The sequence below is a fragment of the Mumia spirodelae genome, assembly GCF_050632745.1.
GTDB lineage: Bacteria > Actinomycetota > Actinomycetes > Propionibacteriales > Nocardioidaceae > Mumia.
Genome location: NZ_JBODSD010000002.1, coordinates 388,589 through 413,190, shown reverse-complemented (window position 1 = coordinate 413,190; position 24,602 = coordinate 388,589). Strand labels below are relative to the sequence as shown.

Genomic DNA, 24,602 nt, shown 5'->3' with positions numbered 1-24,602 from the left:
GTGCAATGGACTTTTCGGTTGCTGATCTGACCCTGGCCGAGCGCGGCCGCACGGAGATCACCCTCGCCGAGCACGAGATGCCCGGCCTCATGGCGATGCGTGCGCGCTACGGCGACAGCAAGCCGCTCTCGGGCGCCCGGATCGCCGGCTCGCTCCACATGACGGTGCAGACCGCCGTCCTCATCGAGACGCTCGTCGACCTCGGCGCCGAGGTGCGCTGGGCGAGCTGCAACATCTTCTCGACGCAGGACGAGGCCGCGGCCGCGGTCGTGGTGGGACGCAACGGCACCGTCGACGACCCGCAGGGTGTCCCGGTCTTCGCCTGGAAGGGCGAGACCCTCGCCGAGTACTGGGACCTCGCGGAGCAGATCCTCGTCTGGCCCAACGGCGAGACCCCCAACATGATCCTCGACGACGGCGGCGACGCCACGATGCTCCTGCACCTCGGCGTGGAGTACGAGAAGGCCGGCGAGGTCCCGTCGCAGGACTCGACCGACAACCTGGAGCTCAAGGAGGTCCTCCGGGTCCTCGCGCGCAGCCTCGAGGCCGACCCGCAGCGCTGGACCCGCATCGGCAACAGCGTCCAGGGCGTCACCGAGGAGACCACCACCGGCGTCCTGCGCCTCTACGAGCGCTTCAAGGAGGGCACGCTGCTCTTCCCGGCGATCAACGTCAACGACTCGGTGACCAAGTCGAAGTTCGACAACAAGTACGGCTGCCGCCACTCGCTCATCGACGGCATCAACCGCGCCACCGACGTCCTGATCGGCGGCAAGGTCGCGGTGGTCTGCGGCTACGGCGACGTCGGCAAGGGCTGCGCGGAGTCGCTGCGCGGCCAGGGTGCGCGCGTGATCGTGACCGAGATCGACCCGATCTGCGCGCTGCAGGCCGCGATGGACGGCTACCAGGTCGCCCGCCTGGACTCGGTCATCGAGCAGGCCGACATCGTCATCACGGCGACCGGCAACAAGGACGTCGTGACCGCCGAGCAGATCGGCCGGATGAAGCACCAGGCGATCCTGGGCAACATCGGCCACTTCGACAACGAGATCGACATGGCCGGTCTCGCGGCGACGGCGGGCGTGACCAAGAAGAACGTGAAGCCGCAGGTCGACCTCTGGACGCTGCCCAACGGCAACTCCGTCATCGTGCTGAGCGAGGGGCGACTGCTCAACCTCGGCAACGCCACCGGCCACCCGTCGTTCGTGATGTCCAACTCGTTCACCAACCAGGTGCTGGCGCAGATCGAGCTCTTCACCAAGAACTCGGAGTACCCGGTCGGCGTCTACACGCTGCCCAAGCACCTCGACGAGGAGGTCGCACGCCTCCACCTCGGCGCGCTCGGGGTGGAGCTGACCGAGCTCACCGGTGACCAGGCGAGCTACCTCGGTGTCGCGGTGGAGGGCCCCTACAAGTCCGACCACTACCGGTACTGAGGCTGCGGCGAGGAGATCAGGCGTGGACGGCAACGACGCTGTCAGGGAGCCGGCGGTGACCGAGGACCCGCCGGCACCCACCCGCTACGGGGGCAAGATCCTCGTGGTCGACGACGACCGTGCGCTCGCCGAGATGCTGACGATCGTGCTGCGGGCCGAGGGGTTCGACACGTCCGTCGCGTCCACCGGGACGGCGGCCATGGACGCCTTCCACTCCTACCAGCCCGACCTGGTGCTGCTCGACGTCATGCTCCCGGGCATGAACGGCATCGACGTCGCGAAGCAGATCCGCGCCGAGTCCGGCGTGCCGATCGTCATGCTCACGGCCAAGAGCGACACGGTGGACGTCGTGCTGGGGCTCGAGTCCGGCGCCGACGACTACGTCGTCAAGCCGTTCAAGCCCAAGGAGCTGATCGCGCGCGTGCGAGCGCGGACCCGGGTGCACCACCAGCCCGACCCCGAGCTCCTCACCGTGGGCGACCTCGAGATCGACGTCCGCGGCCACGCCGTGCGCCGCGGCTCGGAGGAGCTGTCGCTCACGCCGCTCGAGTTCGACCTGCTGGTGTGCCTCGCCCGGAGTCCGCGCCAGGTCTTCACCCGTGAGGTGCTGCTCGAGCGGGTGTGGGGATACCGCCACGCCGCCGACACGCGGCTGGTCAACGTGCACGTCCAGCGGCTCCGGTCGAAGGTCGAGCCCGATCCCGACAACCCCACGGTCATCGTGACGGTCCGCGGGGTCGGCTACAAGGCCGGGGGCTCCTGAGGGCCATGGCGTCGCGGGCGCCGAGATGGTTGCGCCGCGGGCTGTTGAGGGTTCGCGGTGCGCTGATGCCTGCGGCGTCGCTGTGGCGGCGCTCCATCCAGGCGCGCGTGGTCATCACCACGATCGCGATCAGCACCCTCGTGATCGGCGGCGTCGGCTGGCTGATGCTCCAGGGTGTCGCGGACGGCATGGTGGAGGCGCGGCGCACCGTCGCGCTCTCCGAGGCCCGCGCCGGCTTCAGCGCCGCGCAGCAGACGCTCGACGTCAGCGCGGTCTCCGACGCGTCCTCGGAGACCGACGTCCTGCGCACGCTCGTCACCGACCTCGCGTCGCGGTCGGGGTCACCACCGTCGTACCAGGTCCTCCTCGAGGGCCCGCTCGACCCGACCGGCGACGGTGACCCGGCCGTCGTCTCGTCGTCGGGCATCGCGTCCCAGAGCATCCCCGACGACCTCGCCAGCACCGTCGCCGAGGGGGAGGGCATCGCGTACACGTTCAGCACCATGCAGCTCGGCGACACCGGCGAGGAGTCCTCGGCCATCCTCGTCGGCGACGTGCTGCGGATGCCCGACGGGACGCAGACGTACGCGCTCTACTACGCGTTCCCGATGGCCGACCAGGAGCGGACGCTCGCGCTGGTGCGCAACTCGCTGCTGTACGCCGGGCTGGCCCTGATCGTCCTGTCGTCCGGGGTCGCGTGGCTGGTGACCCGCCAGGTCGTCACGCCGGTCCGGCTCGCGCGACGGATCGCGGAGCGGCTCGCCGACGGCCGGCTCGAGGAGCGGATGGTCGTCCGCGGCGAGGACGACATCGCCCGGCTGTCCGTGTCGTTCAACCGGATGGCCGAGAGCCTGCAGCGCCAGATCCGGCAGCTCGAGGAGCTGTCGCGCCTCCAGCACCGGTTCGTCTCCGACGTGTCGCACGAGCTGCGGACGCCGATCGCGACCGTGCGGATGGCCGCCGACCTCCTGTACGACAACCGCGACCACTTCGACCCCAGCTCGCAGCGGTCCGCCGAGCTGCTCCAGGCCGAGCTGGACCGCTTCGAGTCGCTGCTCAGCGACCTGCTGGAGATCAGCAGGTTCGACGCGGGTGCCGCACGGCTGGACCTCGAAGCCGTCGACCTCGTCGAGCTGGCCGAGCGGGTGTGCGTCCAGTACGGGCCGCTCGCCGAGCGGCACGGGGTCCGGCTCCGCGTCGTCGACCACGACGGCCCTGCGGTGGTCGAGGCGGACGTCCGCCGCATCGAGCGGATCGTGCGCAACCTGGTCGCGAACGCGATCCACTACTCCGGGTCGGAGTGGGTCGAGATCGTGGTCGCCCACGGCACGACGAGCGCGGCGATCGCGGTGCGCGACTACGGGGTCGGCCTCGAGCCGGGGCAGTCGCAGCTCGTGTTCAACCGGTTCTGGCGTGCCGACCCGGCCCGGGAGCGCAGCCGCGGCGGCACCGGCCTCGGGCTCGCGATCGCGCTCGAGGACGCCGTGCTGCACGGGGGCTGGCTGCAGGCCTGGGGCGAGCCGGGGCTCGGTGCGCAGTTCCGCCTCACGCTCCCGAAGCAGGCCGGCGAGGACCCTCAGCGCTCGCCGCTGCCGCTGGTGCCCGACAGCGGGCACGCGTACGACCGCACGGGAGGCGTCCGATGACCCGCACCGCCGCGCGACGTCGCCCCAGCCGTACGGCCGGCGTCCTGCTCGCGCTCGCGACGGTCCTCGCGGGGTGTGTGTCCATCCCGGACCAGGGACCCGTCCGCACGGTCGAGGGCGGGCGCCCCGAGCAGGTGTCCCCGGCCCGGTTCCGCCCCGCGGGCCCGGTCGACGGGGCATCCCCGAACGAGATCGTCAACGGCTTCCTCCAGGCGATGATGGCCTCGCCGGTGCGCTACGACATCGCGCGCCGGTTCCTCACCAAGGGCGCGTCGGAGGACTGGCGTCCCCGTGACTCGGTGACCGTCTACTCGCAGACCTCCGTCTCGTTGCCGGAGGCGCGGACCGGGGGCGAGAGCGTCGCCGTCGACCTCGTCCGCGAGGCGGTGCTGACCGACCAGGGACGGTTCACCGTTCCGGCGTCGCGGGAGGAGCGGCTCGACCTCACGCTGGTGCTGGAGGACGAGCAGTGGCGCATCGCCGACCCGCCGCCGGGGGCGATGATCAAGCAGGACTTCTTCGAGGACTACTACGACTCGCTGAACAGCTACTTCTTCGACGCCGCGGGCAAGCAGCTCGTCGCGGAGCCGGTGCACCTGCCCGACGACGAGAACCTCCCGACGTACCTCGTGTCGTCGGTGCTCAAGGGTCCGCGCGGCGCGGTCGGCGGCCAGGCGCGCACGTTCCTGCCCGACACCTGGGCGCTCGCCCGTCCGGTCGAGATCGACGACGAGGGCGTGGCCGTGATCCGGTTCGACGGCTCCGACTCGGGGATGCCGCTCGACGACCGCGAGCGCCTGTCGGCCCAGCTGGTCTGGAGCCTGCGGCAGGTCCCGACCGTCACGGGCGTCGAGATCCTCCTCGGTGACCGTGCGATCTCGCTGCCCAACACGCCGCAGGTGCAGCGGCTCGACACGTGGACGCAGTACGACCCTGCCGCGGACCGCTCCACCCAGCTCTTCGCGATGATGGAGGGCCGGCTGGTCGTCGTCGGGCGGACCAGCACGAGCCCGTTCGCCGGGACGTGGGGGACGGAGCCGGTCCGGTCGGAGGACTTCCGGGTCTCGCTGGACGCCGAGCGCATCGCCCTCGTCAACGACGGCCGTCGGGTCGTCCGCGTGTCGCCGCTCGCGGGGGAGCCGCAGCTGGTCACGGTGCGCCAGGGGACCGACCTGCTGCGCCCGAGCTGGGACGAGGCGGGGCGGTTGTGGACCGTCGACAGGACCGCTGCCGGGTCTCAGCTCACGGTCGGGCCGACGGACGCCGCGCCCCGCGCGATCGCCCTGGGGCCGCTCGCGAAGGGGCGGGTGACCGGGTTCGAGCTGTCGCCGGACGGCGCGCGCTTCCTCGCCACCGCCCGGGTGGGCGGGAGCGACGGACTGTACGTCGGCGCGATCCGCTACGACCCCGAGACAGGGGAGGTGATCGGGCTGGTCGACATCGGCGAGATCCCGACTCCGGCCGACACCGGCGTCCCGCTCTCCGCGGCATGGCGCACGAGCACGTCGATCGCCCTCCTCGCGCAGGCGAACGAACGTGCGCCGCAGGTGACCCTCGTGGCGATCGACTCCTCGAGCCCGGTCACGGGAGCGGTGCAGGTCGGGCTGCTCCCGCAGGACAGCGCACGGCAGGTCCTCGCCGCCGGGCTGGTGTCCGCCCCGGTGTACGTCCTCGACGCCGAGGGCCTGCTCTGGACGCAGAACAACGACGGCCGCTGGCAGCAGGCGGAGGGCGACCCGGTGAGCACGGCCGGCTTCGCGGGCTGAGCCTCTCCGCAGGGCGCTCTCGCCCCGGGCAGCGTCTCCCCAGGCAGGTCGTCCCCAGGGGAGCGCCGTCCCCAGGGGAGCGTCGGCCGGGGCAGAGCGTCTCGCGAAGCTCCACCCTGAGGGCGTGCGGGATCTTCTGACGGCGGCCGGCGACCTGGTGCTCGGTGTGCGGTGCGCGGGCTGCCAGGCGCCGGGTCAGGTGCTCTGCGCCGCCTGCCGTCGTGTCGTCGGAGCCCGCCCCGCGGTCCGCGCTCCCGATCCCGTGCCGGAGGGTCTCCTCGTGCCCTCCCTCGTGGTGCCGGTGTCGCTGACGTCGTACGACGGTGTGGTCGTGGACGTGCTGCACGCCTACAAGGAGGAGCCGCGCACGGCCCTCGCGGGGCCGCTGGGCCTGCTCCTGGCCGGCGCGGTGCGCGTCGCCCTCGCCGCCGCACGAGGTGACGGGGAGCCTGTCGTGCTCGTCCCCGTCCCGTCACGGCGCCGGGCGGTGCGGGCACGGGGCTTCGACGCCGGGGCCCAGCTGGCGCGCGCGACGGCGGCAGCCCTGCGGCGCCAAGGCCTCCGTGCCCGGGCAACGCCGGTCCTGAGCGTCGGGCGGGTCGCCGACCAGGCCGGGCTCGGCGCGGCGGAGCGCGCCGCCAACCTCGCCGGCGCGTACCGTGCGCGGCGGCTTCCGGGACGCGTGAGCGTGGTCGTCACCGACGACGTCCTGACGACCGGTGCGAGCGCTGCGGAGGCGGTTCGGGCCCTGTCGGCGGCCGGGTCACGACCCCTCGCCGTCGCGACGATCGCGGCCACCCGGCGTCGTCGACCGTCATCTCGGGGGTCTCCGGTGTGAGTCGCGACCGGTTCTGTCGCTCCTGTGGAGAAATGTCACGGACCGGTCTACGGTCGAGACATGTGAACGTCACCCGCCGCGCCTCGGTCACCGGTCAGCGGTGGCCGTCGCTCACCCGAGGAGGCCTCGTGGAAGTTGTCGTCAAGGGCCGAAACTGCGAGATCAGCCAGCGTTTCCGTGACTACGTGGACGAGAAGACGCACCGCATAGAGAAGTACGACCAGCGGAAGAAGATCCAACGCGTCGAGGTAGAGCTGACCAAGGAGTACAACCCCCGCCAGAGCGGACGCTGCGAGCGTGTCGAGATCACCCTCCGAGGACGCGGGCCCGTCGTACGCGCGGAAGCCTGCTCCGACGATCCCCTGGCGGCCCTCGACAAGGCGGTCGACAAGCTCGAGGCGCAGGTGAGGAAGGTCCAGGACCGCAAGCGGGTCCACCGCGGCAGCCGTACGCCGATGTCGGTGGCGGAGTTCGCCTCGACCGCCAACGGCGACGGCACACCGAGCGAGGAGGACGAGCCGATCGACGCCGTCCACTACGCGGGTCCTGTCGAGGTCCGGGGCGAAGGCCCTCTGGTGGTCCGCGAGAAGACGCACACGGCGAGCCCGATGACGCTCGACCAGGCGCTGTACGAGATGGAGATGGTCGGGCACGACTTCTACCTCTTCGTGGAGAAGGACTCGGGCCACCCGAGCGTCGTCTACCGCCGCCACGGCTACGACTACGGCGTGATCCACATCGACCAGGCCGGCGCTGTCGACGGCCTGGACGCAGCGGTGGGCTGACCCGGCTCATGGCATGATCGGCTGCGATGACCTCCGCAGCCGATCATGCCGAGACGATCCGGGTCCTCCTGGTCGATGACCAAGAGCTGTTCCGGCGCGGACTCCGCATGGTCCTCGAGGCCGACCCGGGCCTGGAGATCGAGGAGGCGGAGGACGGGTTGTCCGCGGTCGCCAAGGCGACGGCCAGCCCGCCGGACGTGGTCTTGCTCGACGTCCGGATGCCCGGGATGAACGGTCCCGAGGCAGCCGGGGCCATCAAGGAGGCGGCGCCGTCGGCCCGCATCGTGATGCTGACCGCCAGCGACGAGGAGAGCGACCTGCTCGACTCGATCCGCAACGGGGCGGCCGGCTACCTGCTCAAGGACTCCTCCGTCGACCAGGTCAGCGACGCCGTCCGCAGGGTGGCCTCGGGCCAGTCGCTGATCAGCCCGCAGGTCGCGACCCGGCTGCTCGAGGAGTTCCGCCAGCTCGCCACCCGCGGAGAGCCGGAGCCGCGCGGCACCAAGCTCAGCGAGCGCGAGCTCGAGGTGCTGCGGCTGGTCGCGCTGGGCCACAACAACCGCGAGATCGCACGCGCCCTGTTCATCAGCGAGAACACCGTCAAGAACCACGTCCGCAACATCCTGGAGAAGCTCCAGCTCCGGTCGCGCGTGGAGGCGGCGACGTACGCCGTCCGGGAACGGCTGCTCGACCTGCCGTGAGCCGCCCTCAGGAGATGTCGGCGGCAGCCGCGCGTCGTACGGTCCTCGCCGCCCAGGGGTTCACCGACCGCCCCCACAGCCGGGTCACGCTGCGCACCCTCGACCGCGCGCTCACCCGCACCGGGGTGCTGCAGATCGACTCGGTCAACGTGCTGCAGCGCGCCCACTACCTGCCGCTGTTCAGCCGGCTGGGCCCGTACGACACCGCGCTGCTGCACCGCGCCGCGGAGAAGCGGCCGCGCCGCCTCGTGGAGTACTGGGCGCACGTCGCCGCGTACATGCCCGTCGAGCTGTGGCCGACGATGCAGCACCGGATGCGGCACTACCGCGACAGCGGTCACGCCTGGGGTGGCCGCAAGGGACGTCCGGCGATCGCCGACGACCTGCTGCACGAGGTGGCCGCCCGGGGCGCGGTGACCGCACGCGACCTCGATCCCGCGACCGACCGGTCCCGCGACAACTGGGGCTGGAACTGGTCGGAGACCAAGTTCGCCCTCGAATACCTCTTCCTCGCCGGCGAGCTCGCGGTGGCGCGGCGCAACGGGGCGTTCGAGCGGGTGTACGACCTGCCGGAGCGCGTGCTCCCGAAGGCGGTCCTGGACGTCCCGGAGCCCGACCCGGCCGACGCCGCGCGCGAGCTCGTCCGGCGGGCCGCCCTCTCGTCGGGCGTCGCGAGCGAGGCGAGCCTGCGCGACTACTACCGGATGAGCGTCGCGGCGACCCGTACGGCGGTCCGCGAGCTCGTCGAGGAGGGCACCCTGGAGCCCGTGCAGGTCCAGGGCTGGCGGCGCCCGGCGTACCGGCACACCGCCGCCACCACGCCCCGCAGGGTGCGGACGGCGGCGCTGCTGAGCCCGTTCGACCCGCTGGTGTGGGAGCGCGCGCGGACGGAGGACCTGTTCGGCTTCCGCTACCGCATCGAGATCTACGTGCCCGCCCACAAGCGGGTGCACGGCTACTACGTCCTGCCGTTCCTCCTCGACGACGCGATCGTGGCGCGGGTCGATCTCAAGGCCGACCGTGCGACGCGGCGGCTGCTGGTCCGGGCGGCCTGGGCGGAGCCGGGCGTGGCGGTGGACCGGGTCGCCGTGGCGCTGGCCGAGCAGCTGTGGTCCGCGGCCGGGTGGCTCGACCTGGACGCGGTCGAGGTCGAGCCGCGAGGGGATCTCGCGGACGCCCTGGCGGGCGTGGTCGACGACGTCCTGCCCGGTGGCGGAGGGACCGCGCCGGCTGCCGTGTGACCGTGATCTCCGATGCGGTTACGGTTGCAACCCCGGGTCGCCTAGGATGGTCGAGGTTCTGCCGTCGGACGGCCGCCCTGCTCGAGGGCCCCCGGCGACGGCTCGGCGAGCAAGTTCTCAGGAGTGCGATTCCGTGCCCAAGGTGATCGACAAGATCCTGCGCATGGGCGAGGGCAAGATCCTTCGTCAGCTGCAGGCCATCGTCAAGCAGGTCAACGCCCTCGAGGACGACTTCGTCGCGATGAGCGACGACGAGCTCCGCGCGATGACCGACGAGTTCAAGGAGCGGCTCGCCGGGGGCGAGAGCCTCGACGACATCATGCCCGAGGCGTTCGCGACCGTCCGCGAGGCGGCCAAGCGGGTCCTCGGCCAGCGCCACTTCGACGTCCAGGTCATGGGCGGTGCCGCGCTGCACCTCGGCAACATCGCCGAGATGAAGACCGGTGAGGGCAAGACCCTCGTCGCGACCCTGCCGAGCTACCTCAACGCGCTGTCCGGCAAGGGCGTCCACGTGGTCACGGTCAACGACTACCTGGCGAAGTACCACGCCGAGTGGATGGGCCGCGTCTACGGCTTCCTCGGCCTGACCACCGACGTGATCCTGCCGTCGATGACCCCGGCCCAGCGGCGCGAGGCCTACAAGGCCGACATCACGTACGCGACCAACAACGAGCTCGGCTTCGACTACCTGCGCGACAACATGGCCGACTCCATCGAGGAGTGCGTCCAGCGCGGGCACAACTTCGCGATCGTGGACGAGGTCGACTCGATCCTGATCGACGAGGCGCGGACCCCGCTGATCATCTCCGGTCCCACGCAGGACGAGGTGAAGTGGTACGGCGAGTTCTCCTCGATCGTCGCCCCGATGGAGCGCGACGTCGACTACGAGGTCGACGAGAAGAAGCGCACCGTCTCCGTGCTCGAGCCGTCGATCACCAAGGTCGAGGACCACCTGGGCATCGAGAACCTCTACGACGCCGTCAACACGCCGCTGATCTCGTTCCTCAACAACGCGATCAAGGCCAAGGAGCTCTTCAAGCGCGACAAGGACTACGTCGTCATCGACGGCGAGGTCCTCATCGTCGACGAGCACACCGGCCGCATCCTGGAGGGCCGCCGCTACAACGAGGGCCTCCACCAGGCGATCGAGGCCAAGGAGAGCGTGCGGATCCGCGAGGAGTACCAGACCCTCGCCACGATCACCCTCCAGAACTACTTCCGCCTCTACGACAAGCTCTCCGGCATGACCGGTACGGCCATGACCGAGGCGGCCGAGTTCGACAAGATCTACAAGCTGGGCGTCGTCCCGATCCCGACCAACAAGCCGATCGCCCGTGCCGACGAGCGCGACCTCGTCTACCGGACCGAGGAGGCCAAGTTCGACGCGGTCGTCGACGACATCGCGGAGCGCCACGAGATCGGGCAGCCGGTCCTGGTCGGCACGACGAGCGTCGAGAAGTCCGAGCGGCTCTCCAAGATGCTCAAGAAGCGCGGCATCGCCCACCAGGTCCTCAACGCCAAGCAGCACGAGCGTGAGGCCTCGGTCGTCGCCGTCGCCGGTCACAAGGGCGCCGTCACGGTCGCGACCAACATGGCCGGTCGAGGCACCGACATCATGCTCGGTGGCTCGGTGGAGTTCCTGGCCGACCAGGCGCTGCGGGCCAAGGGTCTCGACCCGGTCGAGACGCCGGACGAGTACGAGGCCGCGTGGCCCGACATGATCGCCGAGGTCGAGAAGCAGGTCGAGGCCGACCACGACGAGGTCGTCGAGCTGGGCGGTCTCGCGGTCATCGGCACCGAGCGTCACGAGTCGCGACGCATCGACAACCAGCTGCGTGGTCGCTCCGGCCGTCAGGGCGACCCGGGCTCGACCCGCTTCTACCTGTCGCTGCAGGACGACCTGATGCGCCTCTTCAAGGCCGACTGGGTCGACTTCATCCTCACGACGATGAAGGTCCCCGACGACGTCCCGATCGAGAACAAGCGCGTGACCAACGCGATCGCGTCGGCACAGTCGCAGGTCGAGGGCCAGAACTTCGAGACTCGCAAGAACATCCTCAAGTACGACGACGTGATGAACCGTCAGCGTGAGGTCATCTACGCCGAGCGCCGCAAGGTCCTCGAGGGAGAGGACCTCTCCGAGTGGGTGCGCGAGATGATCGACGACACTGTGACGGGGTACGTCAACGGCGCCACCCAGGGCTTCCCGGACGAGTGGGACCTCGACGCGCTGTGGACGGCGCTCAAGACGCTCTACCCGGTGTCGGTCACGGTCGACGAGCTCGAGGGCGAGCACGGTGGCCGGTCCGGACTGACCCGCGAGATCCTCGTCGAGAAGATCACCGCCGACGCCAGCGCGGCGTACGAGATCCGCGAGGCGGAGCTGGGTGCGGAGGTCACGCGCGAGCTCGAGCGCCGAGTCGTGCTGTCGGTGGTCGACCGCAAGTGGCGTGAGCACCTGTACGAGATGGACTACCTGCGCGAGGGCATCGGCCTGCGCGCGTACAGCCAGCGCGACCCGCTCGTCGAGTACCAGCGCGAGGGCCACGAGTTCTTCACCGCGATGATGGACTCGATCAAGGAGGAGTCGGTCGGCTACCTCTTCAACGTCGAGGTCCAGGTCGAGCCCGAGCAGGACGGCGAGGTCGAGCTGTCGGCCAAGGGCCTGCAGGAGAACGTGCCGCAGCAGCTCACCTACAGCGGGCCGACCGAGACCGGCGAGGTCGAGGTCGACGTCGTCGAGGAGGAGGACGACCCGTTCGCGCTGTCCGAGACGGAGAAGACGCGGCAGGCCAACCTCAAGGCGAAGGCCCGTCAGAAGGCGAAGCAGCAGCGCAAGTCGCGCAAGAAGAACCGCTGACGCGCGGCGCCCGTCGTACGACGAAGGACCCGACATCCCGGCCGCCAACCGGTCGCGATGTCGGGTCCTTCGCATTCACGCGTCACACCCAGCAGTGCCGTCTTGTGCTGGGTGCTGCGGGGCTCGGCTGCGGCGGGCGGCTCGTTCCTCGCCGACCACCTCCGCCTCACTCCTCACACCCAGCAGTGCCGTCTTGTGCTGGGTGCTGCGGGGCTCGGCTGCGGCGGGCGGCTCGTTCCTCGCCGACCACCTCCGCCTCACTCCTCACACCCAGCAGAGGGCCACGCAGACCCACGTCGGGTCACGGCGGTCCGTGTCGAGCTCGAGCCGTGCGGCGATCGCCCGTGACAGTCCGTCGCGGACGACGCGCGCGGTGACCTCGGCGGCGTCCTCGCGTGGTCGGTAGACGCGGATGCTCGCGACGCGGCCGGCAGCCGGGACCCGAGGGGCGCGGGTCGACGCGCGCGCGAGGACGGCGAGGCGGTGCTGCATCTCCTCGTACACGTCAGGACGGACGACCCGCACGAGCTGCTGCAACGGTCGCGTCCCCGCCGTCACCTCCAGCACCGCCTGGACGAACCTTCCAGCGCGCTGCTCGAGCTCGCGCTCCGGTGGCGGCACGAGGCTCAGGCGCGGTCGCTCCGCGATGGCAGCGGCATGGGGGTCGGCCAGGGGAGCCGTCGCCAGGGCGAGCGACCCCTCGACCAGCGGCAGCGACCACTGGACGGCTCGGGCTGGGGGCTTGCGACCGGCGCGGTCGAGCGCGTACAGGTCGGCTCCGGAGGCGGGAGCGGTCATCGAGGATCTCCTTCGTCGGGTCGGTTGAGCGCGGGAGTGTCGGTCGTCGAGGCGGTGCCTGGTCGGCGGAGCAGGAGGCCGGCGCGGAGGGCGTCGGGGTCGTCGCCGATGACGGCGCGGTTCGCGGCGTACCAGCGACGCCACGAGCGGTCGACACGTGTCGCGTCCGCCGTGCGGCCGCTCGCACGGAGCTCGTCGGCGGCGATGGTCCACAACGTCTCTCCCGGTTGCACCCGATGGACGGATCGCTCGGCACGGGGTGCGGCGACCACCCGGACTGCGCGGGGAGCGGGAGCGTCCGGCGGCATGGCCGCGCGGGGGGTGGCAGGCGCGCCGCGCCCCTGGAGCGGGTCGGCTACGACGAACCGCGCGGGCCGGTCGGGGAGCGGAAGTCCCTCCAGCACCGACGACGGGGGCCGGACGCCGGCGGCCGAGGCTGATGACGCGCCGGTCGAGCCAGGGGAGGCCGACCCGCCCGTCGTCGCCGCGGCCGGGGTCGCGACGAGCACTGCCGCGCCCGCGAGCGCCGCGACCACCGGTCGCCACGACCGGGGAGCCGCGGACACGACCCACGCGGGGACCGGCGTACGGGCCGCCCGGAAGGCGAGAGCCACGGCGCTCAGCAGCGTGAGCCAGGCCGTCGCCGCGACGGCCGCCAGCACCGCGACGTCGCCGAGCAGGGTCTCGAGGCGAGGCGGGTACGGCCCGGTGGACGAGGTGAGGCTCGTGCAGGCCTCCGGCACGCGGCGGACGAGGAGCACGAGCACGGCGAGCGGCAGCAGCGCGACCAGGCCGGTGCGGCGACGTGCGTCCATCAGTTCCCTTCCGTTCATGACGTTTGCTTACGTTTGCGTACGCCAGATAACGGAGTCAACCTTTCGTCCACAGATTCGCTCGCTCGCTAGAGTGCCCGCATGACGTGGGACGAGCGGTTCGCCGCCGTGGAGGCCGACCTGGCCCTGCAGGCCGACGGCGAGTCACAGACGGAGCGTGACCGTGCGATCGAGGACCTCGCCGTCGAGAGGTCGGCGACCGTGTCCTGGGTGGATCGTTGCCTCGGTCGCGAGGTGGTGCTGCGGGTGGTGGCCGTCGGCGCGGTCCGCGGCGAGCTCGCGATCGCCACGGCGGACTGGCTGCTCCTGCACCACGACGCGACAACCGACTGGGTCGTCGCGGTCGACCAGGTGCTCGGCGTCACGGCCGGCAGCGCGGTGCCGCGGGCGACGCGCAGCGAGGTGCAGCGACGGATGACGTGGCGGCAGGCGTGGTCGGCCTTCGTCCGCGACCGCGACGCGGTCGTGGCGCTCCTCGTCGACGGCAGCACCGTGCGCGGAGTGCCCTCTCGGGCAGGCAGCGACTACGTCGAGATCGCCGGTGAGCTCGTGCCGTACGCCGCGGTGTCCGCGATCAGGTGTCCGCGCTGACGTCGTCGTCCGCGTCGGCGTCCTCGACGAACGGATGCGCGGCGATGTGGTCGCGGGCGGCGGCGTACTGGTCCGTGATGAAGCGCTCCAGCGCGTCGGCCTCGACCCTCCAGACCCCACGGCCGCCGACCCTGATCGCCGGCAGGTCACCGCGGCGGACCAGCGCGTAGACCTGCCGCTCCGAGACGTTGAGCACGTCGGCCACGTCCGAGAGCCGCAGGAACCGGGGTGACTCGGATCCGAGAGGCATGGCTCGATTCTGCCAGTCGCGCGCCGGTCCGGTCGCGCCTGCACGGATGTGCTGTGGACGGAGCATCCGGCGGACGCTCTGTGGACAGAGGGTGGACGGATCGTCGGCGGTGCGGCATGAATAGGGCGCATGCCCCCGCTCTCGCGGCCAGGAGCCGCGGCGACACCGCGCGCCGACACGCGCCGCCTGCAACGACCTCGCTGGACGCACCCGCGCGCGGTGGCGGGCATCGCGCTCGTGGCCGTGTCGATGCTGCTCGGAGGTGTGCTCGTCACGAGCGTCGCCCGGACGACGGAGGTGTGGGCGCTGTCCGCCGACGTCCGGGCGGGCGAGCCGGTGCGGGTCGGCGATCTCGAGCGGGTCGACGTGCGGCTCGACGGCGACGTCGTCTCCGCCTACCTCACCGAGCCCGATGCCGAGGCGCTCGCGCAGCGCGTCACCGACGCGGCCTGGGCGCGGGACCTCGCTGCCGGTGAGCTCGTCCCCGCGGCGGCGATCACGACAGGCGACCGGCGGAGCGGCGTGGAGGTCCCGCTCCAGGTGGCGGGCACCGCCCTCCCCGCCGACCTGGGGCCCGGCCACCGGGTCGACGTGTGGGTCGCTCCCGCCGATCCCGGCGTGGACGCGCGGGATGCGGCGGCGCGTCGTGTGCTGGACGACGTCACGGTCGTCGCCGTGCACGGCGACGGCACGGCGTTCGGCGAGTCCTCGGTGCGCAGCGTGGTCGTGCTGGTCGAGGACGGTCACGGGCAGGTCCTGCCACGGGCGCTCGCGGCACTTGCGGGTGGCAGCGCGACGCTGGTGCGGCGGACGGGCACCTCGTGAGCGTCCCCGTCCTCATCGCCGCCGGTGGAGAACCGTGGGAGGCCGACCTCGTGGCCGCAGCGGTGCAGACCGACGGGATCGACGTCGTACGCCGTTGCGTCGACGTCGCCGACGCCGTGGCTACGGCCGCGAGCGGTGCCGTCGGGGTGGCCCTCGTGTCGGTCGGCCTGGCCGGGCTGGACGCGGACTCCGTCCGGCGGATCGCCGGCACCGACGTGCTGGTGGTCGCCGTGGTGGACGGTTCGATGCCGGCTCCGGACGCGGACCGCCGCGCGTCGGCGCTCGGCATCGTCTCCGTGATCCCGTGGACACGGCTGTCCGCGGTGCCCCAGCTCGCGACCGCGGCGCGGAGCGCGACGCCCGAGCACGGGGTGCCCCCGATGACCACGAGTCGTGACGATGCGGCGGTCCCCGACGCCGGCGTTGCGCGCGACGGCGTGCTCACGGCGGTCTGGGGGCCCGCGGGCGCCCCGGGTCGCAGCACGATCGCCCGGGCCGTCGCCGCCGAGCTCGCGGCACGGGGGAGACGCACGGTGCTCGTGGACGCCGACGTCGACGGCGGCACGCAGGCGGCGGCGCTGGCTCTGCTGGACGAGGTCAGCGGCCTGCTCGCCGCGACGCGCGAGGCCAACGCGGGGACGCTGGCCCCGGAGGTCCTCGCCGGCTGCCTCCGGTGGATCGATCCCGACCTCGGCGTCCTCACCGGGCTGCCGCGAGCCGACCGGTGGCCGAGCCTCCGGGCCGCGGCGTACGAGGCGGTGCTGGAGACGGCGCGCGAGCTGGCCGACGACGTCGTCGTGGACGTCGGGTTCGCCGTCGACGAGGCCGAGGATCAGGGCTACGACTCCGCGGCGCCCCGCAGGACCGCGGTCACGCACCACACCCTCGTCGTCGCCGACCGTGTGCTCGTCGTCGGCAGCCCTGATCCCGTCGGGCTGTCACGCCTGACCCGTGCGGTGCTCGACCTGCGGACGCGGTTCGGCATCGAGCCCGAGGTCGTCGTCAACCGGATGCGGCCGACGCTCGGGTGGAGCGCGCGCGAGGTCGCGGATGCCGTCGAGCGCTTCACGGGCCGGCGCCCGTGCGCGTTCGTCCCTGACGACCGCGCGGCGATCGACCACTGCCTCGTCCACGGCTACACGCCGGTCGAGGGGGCGCAGGGGTCGGCGTTCCGTACGGCGTTGGTCACGTTGGTCGACGATGTCGCGGCCCGCCGTCCCGAACTGGCGTAGCCTCTACCCGTGCCCCGACGTCTCGATGCGCTCGACATGACGTTCCTCGACGAGGAGACGTCCACGGCGCCGCGACAGGTGATGACCCTGGCGGTGATCGAGCCGGGAGAGCGCACCTTCGACTACGACACGCTCGTGCGGGTGGTCAACGAGCGCATCGGTCTCGTCCCGCGCTACCGCCAGCGCGTGGCGACCGTGCCGGGAGGGTTCGGTGCGCCGGTCTGGGTCGACGACGAGGCGTTCGACCTGACCTACCACGTACGCCGCTCCGCTCTGCCGAGCCCGGGCACCAACGCGGCGCTGCGCGAGCTCGTCAGCCGGCTCATCGCCCGGCGCCTGGACCTGTCGCGCCCGCTGTGGGAGGCCTACTTCATCGAGGGACTCGAGGGCGGCCGCGTCGCGGTGCTCATCAAGTCCCACCAGGCGCTCGTCGACGGGTCGGTCACCGTGGACCTCGCCCAGGTCCTGCTCGACGAGACCCCGCACGACCGCGACGTCCCGTCCGACGGATGGGTTCCTCGCAGCGAGCCCGGCGGCATGTCGCTGGTCGCCGGATCGCTCGTGGACGCGGCCCTCAACCCGCGTCGGGCCGCGGTCCGCCTCTCCTCGGGGTTCGACCGGGTCCAGTCCAGGGTCGGCAAGGTCGTCCAGACGCTGCCGGTGGTCGGTCCGGTCGCCGCCGACGCCGCCGGTCCGTTCAGCGGGCGGCTCAGCCAGCACCGCCGCTACGTCACCGTGAGCACGCGGCTCGACGACTACCGTCTCGTGCGCGACGTGCACGGCGGCACGGTCAACGACGTCATCATGAGCACGATCGCCGGCGGCATCCGCGGCTGGATGCTCACGCAGGCCGAGCCGGTGAGCGACAAGACGCGGCTGCGCGCGATGGTCCCGATGTCGGTGGCGGCTCCCGACGGCGCCCCGACCTCGTACGGCTCGACCGTGCGCGGCCACCTGCTGACCCTGCCGGTCGGCGAGACCAACCCGGTCGTCCGGCTGCACCAGGTCTCGTACGCGCTCAAGGCGCACAAGGAGACCGGTGTCGCCGTGGCCGCCAACACGCTCGCGTCCCTGCCCGGCTTCGCGCCGACCACGTTCCACGCGGTCGGAGCCAGGGTCGCCGAGACGCAGGCCCACCACCCGTACGACCTCGTGGTGACCAACGTGCCGGGGCCTCAGGAGCGGATGTTCATCGCCGGGTCGCCGATCGTCGAGACCTATCCCGGCATCCCGCTGTCGCCGGGGCGGACCTTGTCGATCGGGGTGACCTCGTACGCCGGTGGTGTCTACTACGGGCTGGTCGCCGACCGTGAGGCGGTCGCCGAGCCGGAGGTGCTCGGGCAGTGCCTGGAGGAGGCGCTCGCCGAGCTGGTCGAGACCGCGAGCCCGACGCGGGTGCGGGCCCCGCGCGGACGCGCGCCGGTCCGTCGCGACTCCGGGTCCGGCGCCGCCGGGGCGCCGTCATGAGCCGGCGTGCCTACCTCGCCGTGCCGGCCACCGCACTGCGGGCCCTCGCCGAGGACGGCGAGCTGCCGGCCGATGCGTACGCGTGCGTGGTGGCCGAGAGCGACGACGAGCAGGACGAGTACGACGCGATGGCCGTGGCCGGGGAGATCGCCGAAGAGCGGTGGGGCGCGGTGCTCGTCGTCGCCACCGACGCCGGCGACGGACCGGACGGTGAGGTGACCGGCGCCGTCGCCCTTCGCGAGGTCGCCGCGATCCACGTGGGGGACGACCTCGCCTGGTACGCGACGCAGGAGCTCGACGCGGTCCTCGCCGACGTCGCCGGCTGAGCGTCGGGTCGGTCGCCAGGTGCTCGTCGGGTTGGTCGCTGGGTGGTCACCGTCGGGGCTCGGGTGACGTCGAGAGCACCGACGCGACGGCCTCCTCGAACACCGCCGTGTGACGGTCGACGTCCTCGTCGCCGGTGGTGGGACTCATCAGTGCCATGTTGTGGAACGGCGTGAGCATGATGCCGCGGTTGACCAGGAACACGTGCAGGTAGTCCTCGAGCGGGCCGTCGGCGGCCGCGGCCGACTCGGTCCCGTTGCGCGGTGCCGGCCGCGTGAAGCGGTACTCCGCCCGGGCCCCGAGCCGGCTCACCGACCACGGCAGGTCGTACCGGTCGATCACCGACTGCACCCCGGCGGCGAAGCGCTCCGCCCGCGCCGTCATCGCGGTGAACGCCTCGGCGGTGAGCACCTCGCCGAGGGTGGCGCGCATCGCCGCCACCGAGAGCGGGTTGCCGGCCAGGGTGCCGCCGACGCCGCCCATGTCGACGAGGTCCAGGTCGGTACGGGCCAGCGCCCGCGCCGCGAGGTCCTCCGACAACCCGTACGTGCCGCTGGGGACCCCGCCGCCGATCGCCTTGCCCACGACCACGACGTCGGGCTCCAGCCCCCACGCCGCCGTCGCACCGCCCGGTCCGGCCGAGAACGTGTGCGTCTCGTCGTTGATGAGCAGGGTCCCGTGCGCGCGGGTGAGCTCTCGCACGCCCGCGAGGTAGCCGGGCTCCGGCAGCACGATGCCGATGTTGGTGAGCGCCGGCTCCATCAGCACCGCGGCGACGTCGCCGTGCGCGAGCTCGCGCTCGAGCATCGCGAGGTCGTTGAACTCCGCGGCCCGGCTGGTGAGCGTCACGTCGACGGGAGCGCCGACGTTGCCGGGGCGGTCCGCGCCGCGGCCGTCGGGGCCGACGACGATGAGCGACTCGTCGACCGTGCCGTGGTAGCAGTACGGGTTGACGAGGATCTTGGGCCGCCCGGTGAGCGCGCGGACGAGCCGGATCGCCCACCGGTTGGCGTCGGTCGCGGTCAGCGAGAAGCTCCAGCGCGCGGCGCCGAACCGACGCGTCAGCTCGCCGCCGACCCACTCGGCGTCCTCAGTCGGCATCATCGTGGTGATGCCGCCGAGCTCCTCGACGCGACGGCGGACGGCGCGGACCGTCGGCTCGGGGGAGTGACCCGCCATCGCGCCGGTGTCACCGAGCGCGAGGTCGAGGTACTCGTGGCCGTCGACGCAGCGCACCGTGTGGCCGCGCGCGTGGTCGAGGTAGAGCGGGAAGCCCGTCGCGAGCTTGTTCATCCACGTCATCGGCACCTGGCCGAACAGGTGCGTCGCGGACGCGTACGCCTCGCGCGAGCGTGGGTGCGCGGCGGCGAACGTCTCCAGCTCGCGCGCGTACGCCTCGGCCAGCCGCCGGCGGTCGATCACGGTGCTGTCGTGCGAATCTGCGGACATGACCGCAGCCTAGGTGCCCGGCCGGACCCGCGCGGAGAGAACGCGAGCCCGGCCGGGCAGGCCGTCACGCCTGGCAGAAGGGCTTCTTGCCCATGCTGCTGAGGAGACCGTTGACGACGTGGCTCTTGAACAGGCGCGCCTGCTCGTCGCCGGCGGTGTCACGCCACAGCGAGACCTCGTGGCCCAGCGAGGTCACCCATGCCCGCCCGCCGTCGTAGTACTGGCACCACGTGACCGGGTGCTCGTCGGGGTGGCCGGGGTGGCCGTTGAAGCCCTTGCCGCCGCCCTCGAGCGTCTCGGGATCGACCTCGGCGAGGACGCGGACGCCGGTCGGGAACGGGACGAGGTTGTAGAACTCGTCCTTGAGCGTGAACCGGTCCGGCAGCTCGGCGACGGAGACGTCGCGGCGGCTGGTCTTCTCGACCACGCCGTTGCGCGAGGGGCCGTGGTCGTAGAAGTTCGCCCCGCCGAGCAGACCCTGGAAGTACGGCCAGTGGTACTCGGCGCCGAGCGTGTTGTGGACCGCGACGAAGCCGCCGCCGGCTCGGACGTACTGCATGAGCGAGGTCTGTGCCGCGTCGTCGAGGATGTCGCGGGAGTTGCTGAGGAAGACGACCGCGTCGTAGCGCAGCAGCTTCGCCGGGGCGTCGAGCTGCGCGACGTCCTCGGTCCAGTCCACGGCCAGGCCGTTCTCGGCACCCCAGCGACGCATCGCCTGCTGGGCGACGTTCGCGTCGGTCAGCGGCGGGTTCATGCCGGTGGCGAGCCGGGGCCCGAGGTGCGCGTGCCGGGACACCCCGGTCGCGCTGTAGACGAGCACGCGGTCGACGCCGTCGTTCTTGAAGGCGGTCTCCCAGTCGTGGTAGCAGTCCGCGTCCGTGCCGCGACAGACCCCGTAGTCCGCGCGGGTGTCGTCGTCGACCGCCCAGCGAGGCCCGTTGCGGTCGGCGACCGACGGCCATGCGGCCAGTACGGTCGCGCCGACCAGCAGGGCGAACGCACCGGCCAGGATTTTCCTCGTCCTCATGAGACTCCCCTTGATGTGAGACGTCCTTGACGCATCGGGATGCGATCGCCCGACGAGCGCAAGCGCTTTCGGGAAGCGCTTGCGACGGAACGATCCTCCTCCGTTCGACCGTCGTCAAGAGGAGCGTTCACGACGGCGTCACGCCCAGGTGATCTCGCCTTGACGTGACGTACGTCATACCCGTACCGTTCACGAAAGCGTTTACGAAAGCGCTTCCAGCAGCACAACGGCACGTTCTCGGGGAGGCTCCGGTCGGCGGAGGAACGTCTCTGCGACCCCGGCCTCGGGCGGATCCGCGAAACCCTCTGACAACACACGGACGGTGGATGGAATGACCCAGCGAAGGTGGAGTCTCCTCGCCGCGGCCGCCCTGGTCGCAGCGACGATGACCACAGCCACGACCGCGGCAGGTGCGGACGATCCCGCGCCACCCGCACCCCTGACCGACCCCCTTCCCGAGCCGGTCCTGGCGGACTTCGGACTCGTGGTCGAGGAGGTCGCCCAGTTCCCCAAGTCGGACCCGGTGCCGGCTCCGACCGACCCGCGGTTGATGCGTCACGCGCGCATCAACTACCTCGGCGAGATCCCTGACGGCTCCGACCGGCTCTACGTGCCCGACCTCAACGGCACGCTGTACTTCATGGCCGGCGGCGGCAAGCACGGCACGATCGGCCAGCCGTACCCCTACCTCGACGTCAGGGCGAAGGTCGGCGCCGACTTCTTCGCCAGCGCGGGGATGGGCAGCGGCTTCGGCTTCGTCACGTTCCACCCGGAGTTCCGCACGAACGGCACGTTCTACACCGTCCACACCGAGGCGTACGGCGCACTGCAGACCAAGACGCCCGACCTCACGCCGCAGCCGAACACGGCGTTCCACGGCGTCATCACCGAGTGGACCGCCGACGACCCGAAGGCGAACACCTTCACCGGCACCCACCGCGAGGTCCTCCGGCTCGGCTTCGCCACGCGGATCCACGGGATCCAGCAGATCGAGTTCAACCCCACGGCCGAGCCCGGCGACGAGGACTACGGCCTGCTGTACGTCGCGGCCGGCGACGGCGGCATCGGCGTCAACACCGACGAGCCGCAGACGCTGTCGACGCCGCAGGGCAAGCTGCTGCGGATCGACCCGGCGGGGACCGACAGCGACAACGGCGAGTACGGCATCCCGGCGAGCAACCCGTTCGTCGGCACCGCGGGCGCGATCGGCGAGATCTACGCGTACGGGTTCCGCGACCCGCACCGCTTCTCGTGGGACACCGGCGGCGACAACCGTCTCCTCCTCGGGCACATCGGGGAGAAGGACGTCGAGGCGATCTACGACATCAAGGCCGGCGACAACTCCGGCTGGAGCGAGCGCGAGGGCTCGTTCCTCTACGACAAGAACGACCGCTGCAACCTCTACCCGCTGCCCGAGGGCGACGAGGAGAACGGCTACAACTACCCGGTCGCGCAGTACGACCACAACCCGCCGCCGGGCCTCGCCTGCGGTGCCGACGTCGGCCACGCCGTCAGCGGGGGCTTCGTCTACCGCGGCAAGGACGTGCCGAGGCTCAAGGACAAGTACCTCTTCGCCGACCTCGTCGACGGACGGGTGATGTACACCGAGGACGACGAGATGGTGCGCGGCGAGGCTGCTGCGCAGATCCACGAGCTGACGCTGTTCGACCGCGACGGCAACGAGGTCACGGCGCCGGTGCTGGCCGGCGACCGACGCGTCGACCTGCGGCTGGGACGCGACGGTGACAACGAGCTGTACCTGCTCGCGAAGGCCAACGGCAAGGTCTGGAAGATCGTCGGGACCAAGAAGGTCAAGGACGACCGTGACGTGCACCCGGCACTGTCGCCGTACGTGGTCGCGCACTACGACTTCGAGCGTCCGAACGGCGATGTCGAGGCGGACCGCGGACCGTCGGGTACGGCCATCGACCTGATCAACGGCGGCTCCGACCTGCGCGTCAAGGACGGGGCGTTCGCCGCGAGCAAGCGGTCGATCCAGCTCCGCGAGGCCGACCCGGCCGCGGGCGAGCTGCCGTGGAAGGCGGGCGTCTACGAGGACGACGCCGACGGCGTGGAGTCGCTGTCGCGGTTCAACGCGGCCAAGGGCATCACGGTCATGGGCTGGGTGAAGATGACCGGGGACGGGCCGTCGCTCAACACCAACACGCCCGACCCGAACGACCGCTACAACGCGATCGGCCTGGCGGGCGTCCTCTCCGGCAACTCCGACGGTCACGGGGTCCGGGCGCTGCTCGAGCTGATCGACGTCAACGGCGAGCTCCGCCTCGTCGCGCTCGGCCGCCGCGTCGACACCGGGAACTCCCAGACGTTCGCGGCGTCGGAGGACTGGCGGACCCTGCTGCCGCAGGGCGAGTGGGTCCACCTGGCGGCCACGTTCAACTACGCCAACGGCACGATGGCGCTCTACAAGAACGGCAGGCCGATCCCGGGGTTCTACACCCGGACCGACGACCCGTGGGGCAACAACGCGCCCGGCGAGGAGGTCACCTCGGCGACGAACCCGCGCGGGATCAAGATCGGTGGTTCCTTCCCGCAGAACGGCTCCGAGCGGAACCCGTGCAACTGCCGCATGGACAGCCTGATGTTCCTCGACAGCTCCCTGACGAAGCTGGAGGTGAACCAGCAGTACCGCCGCGTCCAGGACTGACGCAGCAACGTTGGTGCGTGCGGGTTTCGGGCGGGGACGGGTCAGGAGCGAGCGGGCCCGGTCGAGTCGCGGACCATCAGCTCGTGCCCGGTGTGGCGACGGCGCGGGCGCGACGACGGGTCCTTGAGCGCCATCTCGAGCGCGGACGCGCCCATGTCGGTCATCGGCAGGCGCACCGTCGTGAGGCTGGGCGCGAGGTCGGCGGCGACGGAGACGTCGTCGAACCCGACCACCGACATCTCCGCGGGCACTGCGACGCCCCGCGTGCGCAGCGTCGCGAGGACGCCGATCGCCATCGCGTCGTTCAGCGCGATGATCGCCGTGGTCTCCGGGTGGTCGGCGAGGATCCGCTCGGCCGCGTACGCGCCGCCGTCGCGGGTGAACTCGGCCTCCACCACCGGCAGGTCGTCGATCGCGATGCCGTGCGCGGCAAGCGCTCGCTCGATCCCTGCGAGGCGGTCCACGACGGTCGTGAGGTTCACGGTGCCGGACGCGATCGCGATCCGCCGGTGCCCGAGCTCGACCAGGTGCTCCGCCAGCGCGGCACCGGCGTCCTCGTTGTCGGGGAGCACGGCGTCGGCGCGCAGGGCGTGCCGGCCGATCACCGCGACGCGTCCGCCGCTCTCCTGGAAGGCCGAGAGCTCACGCTTGGCCGCCGCCTCCACCCCCTCGCCGAGGTAGCCCGAGCCCGCGACGATGATCGCGCGCACGTTGTTGGCGACGAGGGTGCGGATCTGGCGCAGCTCGTTCTCGGGGTCGCGCGCGGAGTGGCAGATCTGGACGGTGATGCCCTTCTCGTACGCCACGGAGATGACGCCGGCTGCGATCTCGGAGAAGTACGGGTCGTCGATCTGGTGCACGATCAGCCCCACCACGGAGGCGGATCCGCCCGCCAGCGAGCGCGCGTGGGCGTTCACCACGTAGCCCAGCGCGTCGGCGACCTCGTGCACGCGCTCGGCGACCGCCGGACTCACGCCTTCACGCCCCGACAACGCTCGGGAGGCGGTCGCGAGGGACACCCCTGCGCGCTCCGCGACGTCCACGAGCCGCGGCGCGGATCGAACTCTCGCCATTCGGATGCCCCTTCTCCTACCGCTTGCTC

Annotated in this window: 21 protein-coding genes; 15 read left to right on the top strand and 6 right to left on the bottom strand. The window is 71.7% G+C overall.

Annotated elements, in window-relative coordinates; translation table 11 throughout:
* The first annotated feature begins 5 nt into the window (after positions 1-5).
* From ahcY to secA, 9 genes are all read left to right on the top strand, one after another.
* Positions 6-1,436: an adenosylhomocysteinase gene (ahcY, locus tag ACQSSQ_RS11575; protein ID WP_431327230.1), complete on the top strand. Its 1,431-nt coding sequence runs from the start codon at positions 6-8 to the stop codon at positions 1,434-1,436.
* Between the two features lie 55 nt (positions 1,437-1,491).
* The gene (gene mtrA, locus ACQSSQ_RS11570) at positions 1,492-2,199 is read left to right on the top strand and encodes an MtrAB system response regulator MtrA (protein WP_431327989.1); all 708 of its coding nucleotides are present in this window, start codon (positions 1,492-1,494) and stop codon (positions 2,197-2,199) included.
* Positions 2,200-2,264: 65 nt separating this feature from the next.
* Positions 2,265-3,845, top strand: a complete 1,581-nt coding sequence (gene mtrB, locus ACQSSQ_RS11565; RefSeq protein WP_431327229.1) for an MtrAB system histidine kinase MtrB — start codon at positions 2,265-2,267, stop codon at positions 3,843-3,845.
* Entirely contained in the window at positions 3,842-5,611 is a 1,770-nt protein-coding gene (locus ACQSSQ_RS11560) for an LpqB family beta-propeller domain-containing protein (protein ID WP_431327228.1), read from the top strand. The genes mtrB and ACQSSQ_RS11560 overlap by 4 nt, the downstream gene beginning before the upstream one ends.
* Before the next feature lie 124 nt (positions 5,612-5,735).
* Positions 5,736-6,449: a ComF family protein gene (locus ACQSSQ_RS11555; RefSeq protein WP_431327227.1), complete on the top strand. Its 714-nt coding sequence runs from the start codon at positions 5,736-5,738 to the stop codon at positions 6,447-6,449.
* A gap of 128 nt (positions 6,450-6,577) precedes the next feature.
* The gene (gene hpf / locus ACQSSQ_RS11550; protein ID WP_431327226.1) at positions 6,578-7,234 is read left to right on the top strand and encodes a ribosome hibernation-promoting factor, HPF/YfiA family; all 657 of its coding nucleotides are present in this window, start codon (positions 6,578-6,580) and stop codon (positions 7,232-7,234) included.
* Between the two features lie 26 nt (positions 7,235-7,260).
* Positions 7,261-7,935: a response regulator gene (locus ACQSSQ_RS11545; protein WP_431327225.1), complete on the top strand. Its 675-nt coding sequence runs from the start codon at positions 7,261-7,263 to the stop codon at positions 7,933-7,935.
* Entirely contained in the window at positions 7,932-9,176 is a 1,245-nt protein-coding gene (locus ACQSSQ_RS11540) for a winged helix-turn-helix domain-containing protein (protein WP_431327224.1), read from the top strand. Before ACQSSQ_RS11545 ends, ACQSSQ_RS11540 begins: the two co-directional genes overlap by 4 nt.
* 133 nt (positions 9,177-9,309) lie before the next feature.
* Positions 9,310-12,036, top strand: coding sequence for a preprotein translocase subunit SecA (gene secA / locus ACQSSQ_RS11535; RefSeq protein ID WP_489685683.1), 2,727 nt, complete (start codon positions 9,310-9,312; stop codon positions 12,034-12,036).
* Between the two features lie 264 nt (positions 12,037-12,300).
* Here secA and ACQSSQ_RS11530 read toward each other — a convergent pair whose 3' ends face one another.
* Positions 12,301-12,834 (bottom strand): Rv3235 family protein, encoded by a 534-nt coding sequence (locus ACQSSQ_RS11530; protein WP_431327223.1) that lies wholly within the window; start codon positions 12,832-12,834, stop codon positions 12,301-12,303.
* The gene (locus tag ACQSSQ_RS11525; protein ID WP_431327222.1) at positions 12,831-13,649 is read right to left on the bottom strand and encodes a LysM peptidoglycan-binding domain-containing protein; all 819 of its coding nucleotides are present in this window, start codon (positions 13,647-13,649) and stop codon (positions 12,831-12,833) included. Before ACQSSQ_RS11525 ends, ACQSSQ_RS11530 begins: the two co-directional genes overlap by 4 nt.
* A 99-nt stretch (positions 13,650-13,748) precedes the next feature.
* On the opposite strand from ACQSSQ_RS11525, the gene ACQSSQ_RS11520 reads away from it, so the two are divergent.
* The gene (locus ACQSSQ_RS11520) at positions 13,749-14,258 is read left to right on the top strand and encodes a hypothetical protein (protein ID WP_431327221.1); all 510 of its coding nucleotides are present in this window, start codon (positions 13,749-13,751) and stop codon (positions 14,256-14,258) included.
* On the opposite strand, the gene ACQSSQ_RS11515 is transcribed toward ACQSSQ_RS11520, so the two are convergent.
* Complete coding sequence (locus ACQSSQ_RS11515) at positions 14,242-14,508, bottom strand: helix-turn-helix domain-containing protein (protein WP_431327220.1); 267 nt, start codon at positions 14,506-14,508, stop codon at positions 14,242-14,244. The two genes, ACQSSQ_RS11520 and ACQSSQ_RS11515, sit on opposite strands and share 17 nt — an antisense overlap.
* 129 nt (positions 14,509-14,637) lie before the next feature.
* Here ACQSSQ_RS11515 and ACQSSQ_RS11510 point away from each other — a divergent pair, with 129 nt between their 5' ends.
* From ACQSSQ_RS11510 to ACQSSQ_RS11495, 4 genes are read left to right on the top strand one after another with little or no spacing between them, the layout of a single operon-like run.
* Entirely contained in the window at positions 14,638-15,333 is a 696-nt protein-coding gene (locus tag ACQSSQ_RS11510; protein WP_431327219.1) for a hypothetical protein, read from the top strand.
* Positions 15,330-16,565: a CpaE/TadZ family protein gene (locus ACQSSQ_RS11505; RefSeq protein WP_431327218.1), complete on the top strand. Its 1,236-nt coding sequence runs from the start codon at positions 15,330-15,332 to the stop codon at positions 16,563-16,565. The genes ACQSSQ_RS11510 and ACQSSQ_RS11505 overlap by 4 nt, the downstream gene beginning before the upstream one ends.
* 9 nt (positions 16,566-16,574) lie before the next feature.
* Positions 16,575-18,032, top strand: coding sequence for a WS/DGAT/MGAT family O-acyltransferase (locus ACQSSQ_RS11500; protein WP_431327217.1), 1,458 nt, complete (start codon positions 16,575-16,577; stop codon positions 18,030-18,032).
* A complete protein-coding gene (locus ACQSSQ_RS11495; protein ID WP_431327216.1) occupies positions 18,029-18,358 on the top strand; it encodes a hypothetical protein in 330 nt (109 codons plus the stop codon). The genes ACQSSQ_RS11500 and ACQSSQ_RS11495 overlap by 4 nt, the downstream gene beginning before the upstream one ends.
* 46 nt (positions 18,359-18,404) lie before the next feature.
* Here ACQSSQ_RS11495 and ACQSSQ_RS11490 read toward each other — a convergent pair whose 3' ends face one another.
* Together ACQSSQ_RS11490 and ACQSSQ_RS11485 are read right to left on the bottom strand one after the other, a co-directional pair.
* On the bottom strand, positions 18,405-19,805 hold the full coding sequence (locus ACQSSQ_RS11490; protein ID WP_431327215.1) for a transaminase: 1,401 nt from the start codon (positions 19,803-19,805) through the stop codon (positions 18,405-18,407).
* Between the two features lie 64 nt (positions 19,806-19,869).
* Positions 19,870-20,832, bottom strand: a complete 963-nt coding sequence (locus ACQSSQ_RS11485; protein ID WP_431327214.1) for a ThuA domain-containing protein — start codon at positions 20,830-20,832, stop codon at positions 19,870-19,872.
* Positions 20,833-21,163: 331 nt separating this feature from the next.
* On the opposite strand from ACQSSQ_RS11485, the gene ACQSSQ_RS11480 reads away from it, so the two are divergent.
* Complete coding sequence (locus tag ACQSSQ_RS11480; protein ID WP_431327213.1) at positions 21,164-23,500, top strand: PQQ-dependent sugar dehydrogenase; 2,337 nt, start codon at positions 21,164-21,166, stop codon at positions 23,498-23,500.
* Positions 23,501-23,541: 41 nt separating this feature from the next.
* Here ACQSSQ_RS11480 and ACQSSQ_RS11475 read toward each other — a convergent pair whose 3' ends face one another.
* A complete protein-coding gene (locus tag ACQSSQ_RS11475; protein WP_431327212.1) occupies positions 23,542-24,573 on the bottom strand; it encodes a LacI family DNA-binding transcriptional regulator in 1,032 nt (343 codons plus the stop codon).
* Between the last annotated feature and the right edge of the window lie 29 nt (positions 24,574-24,602).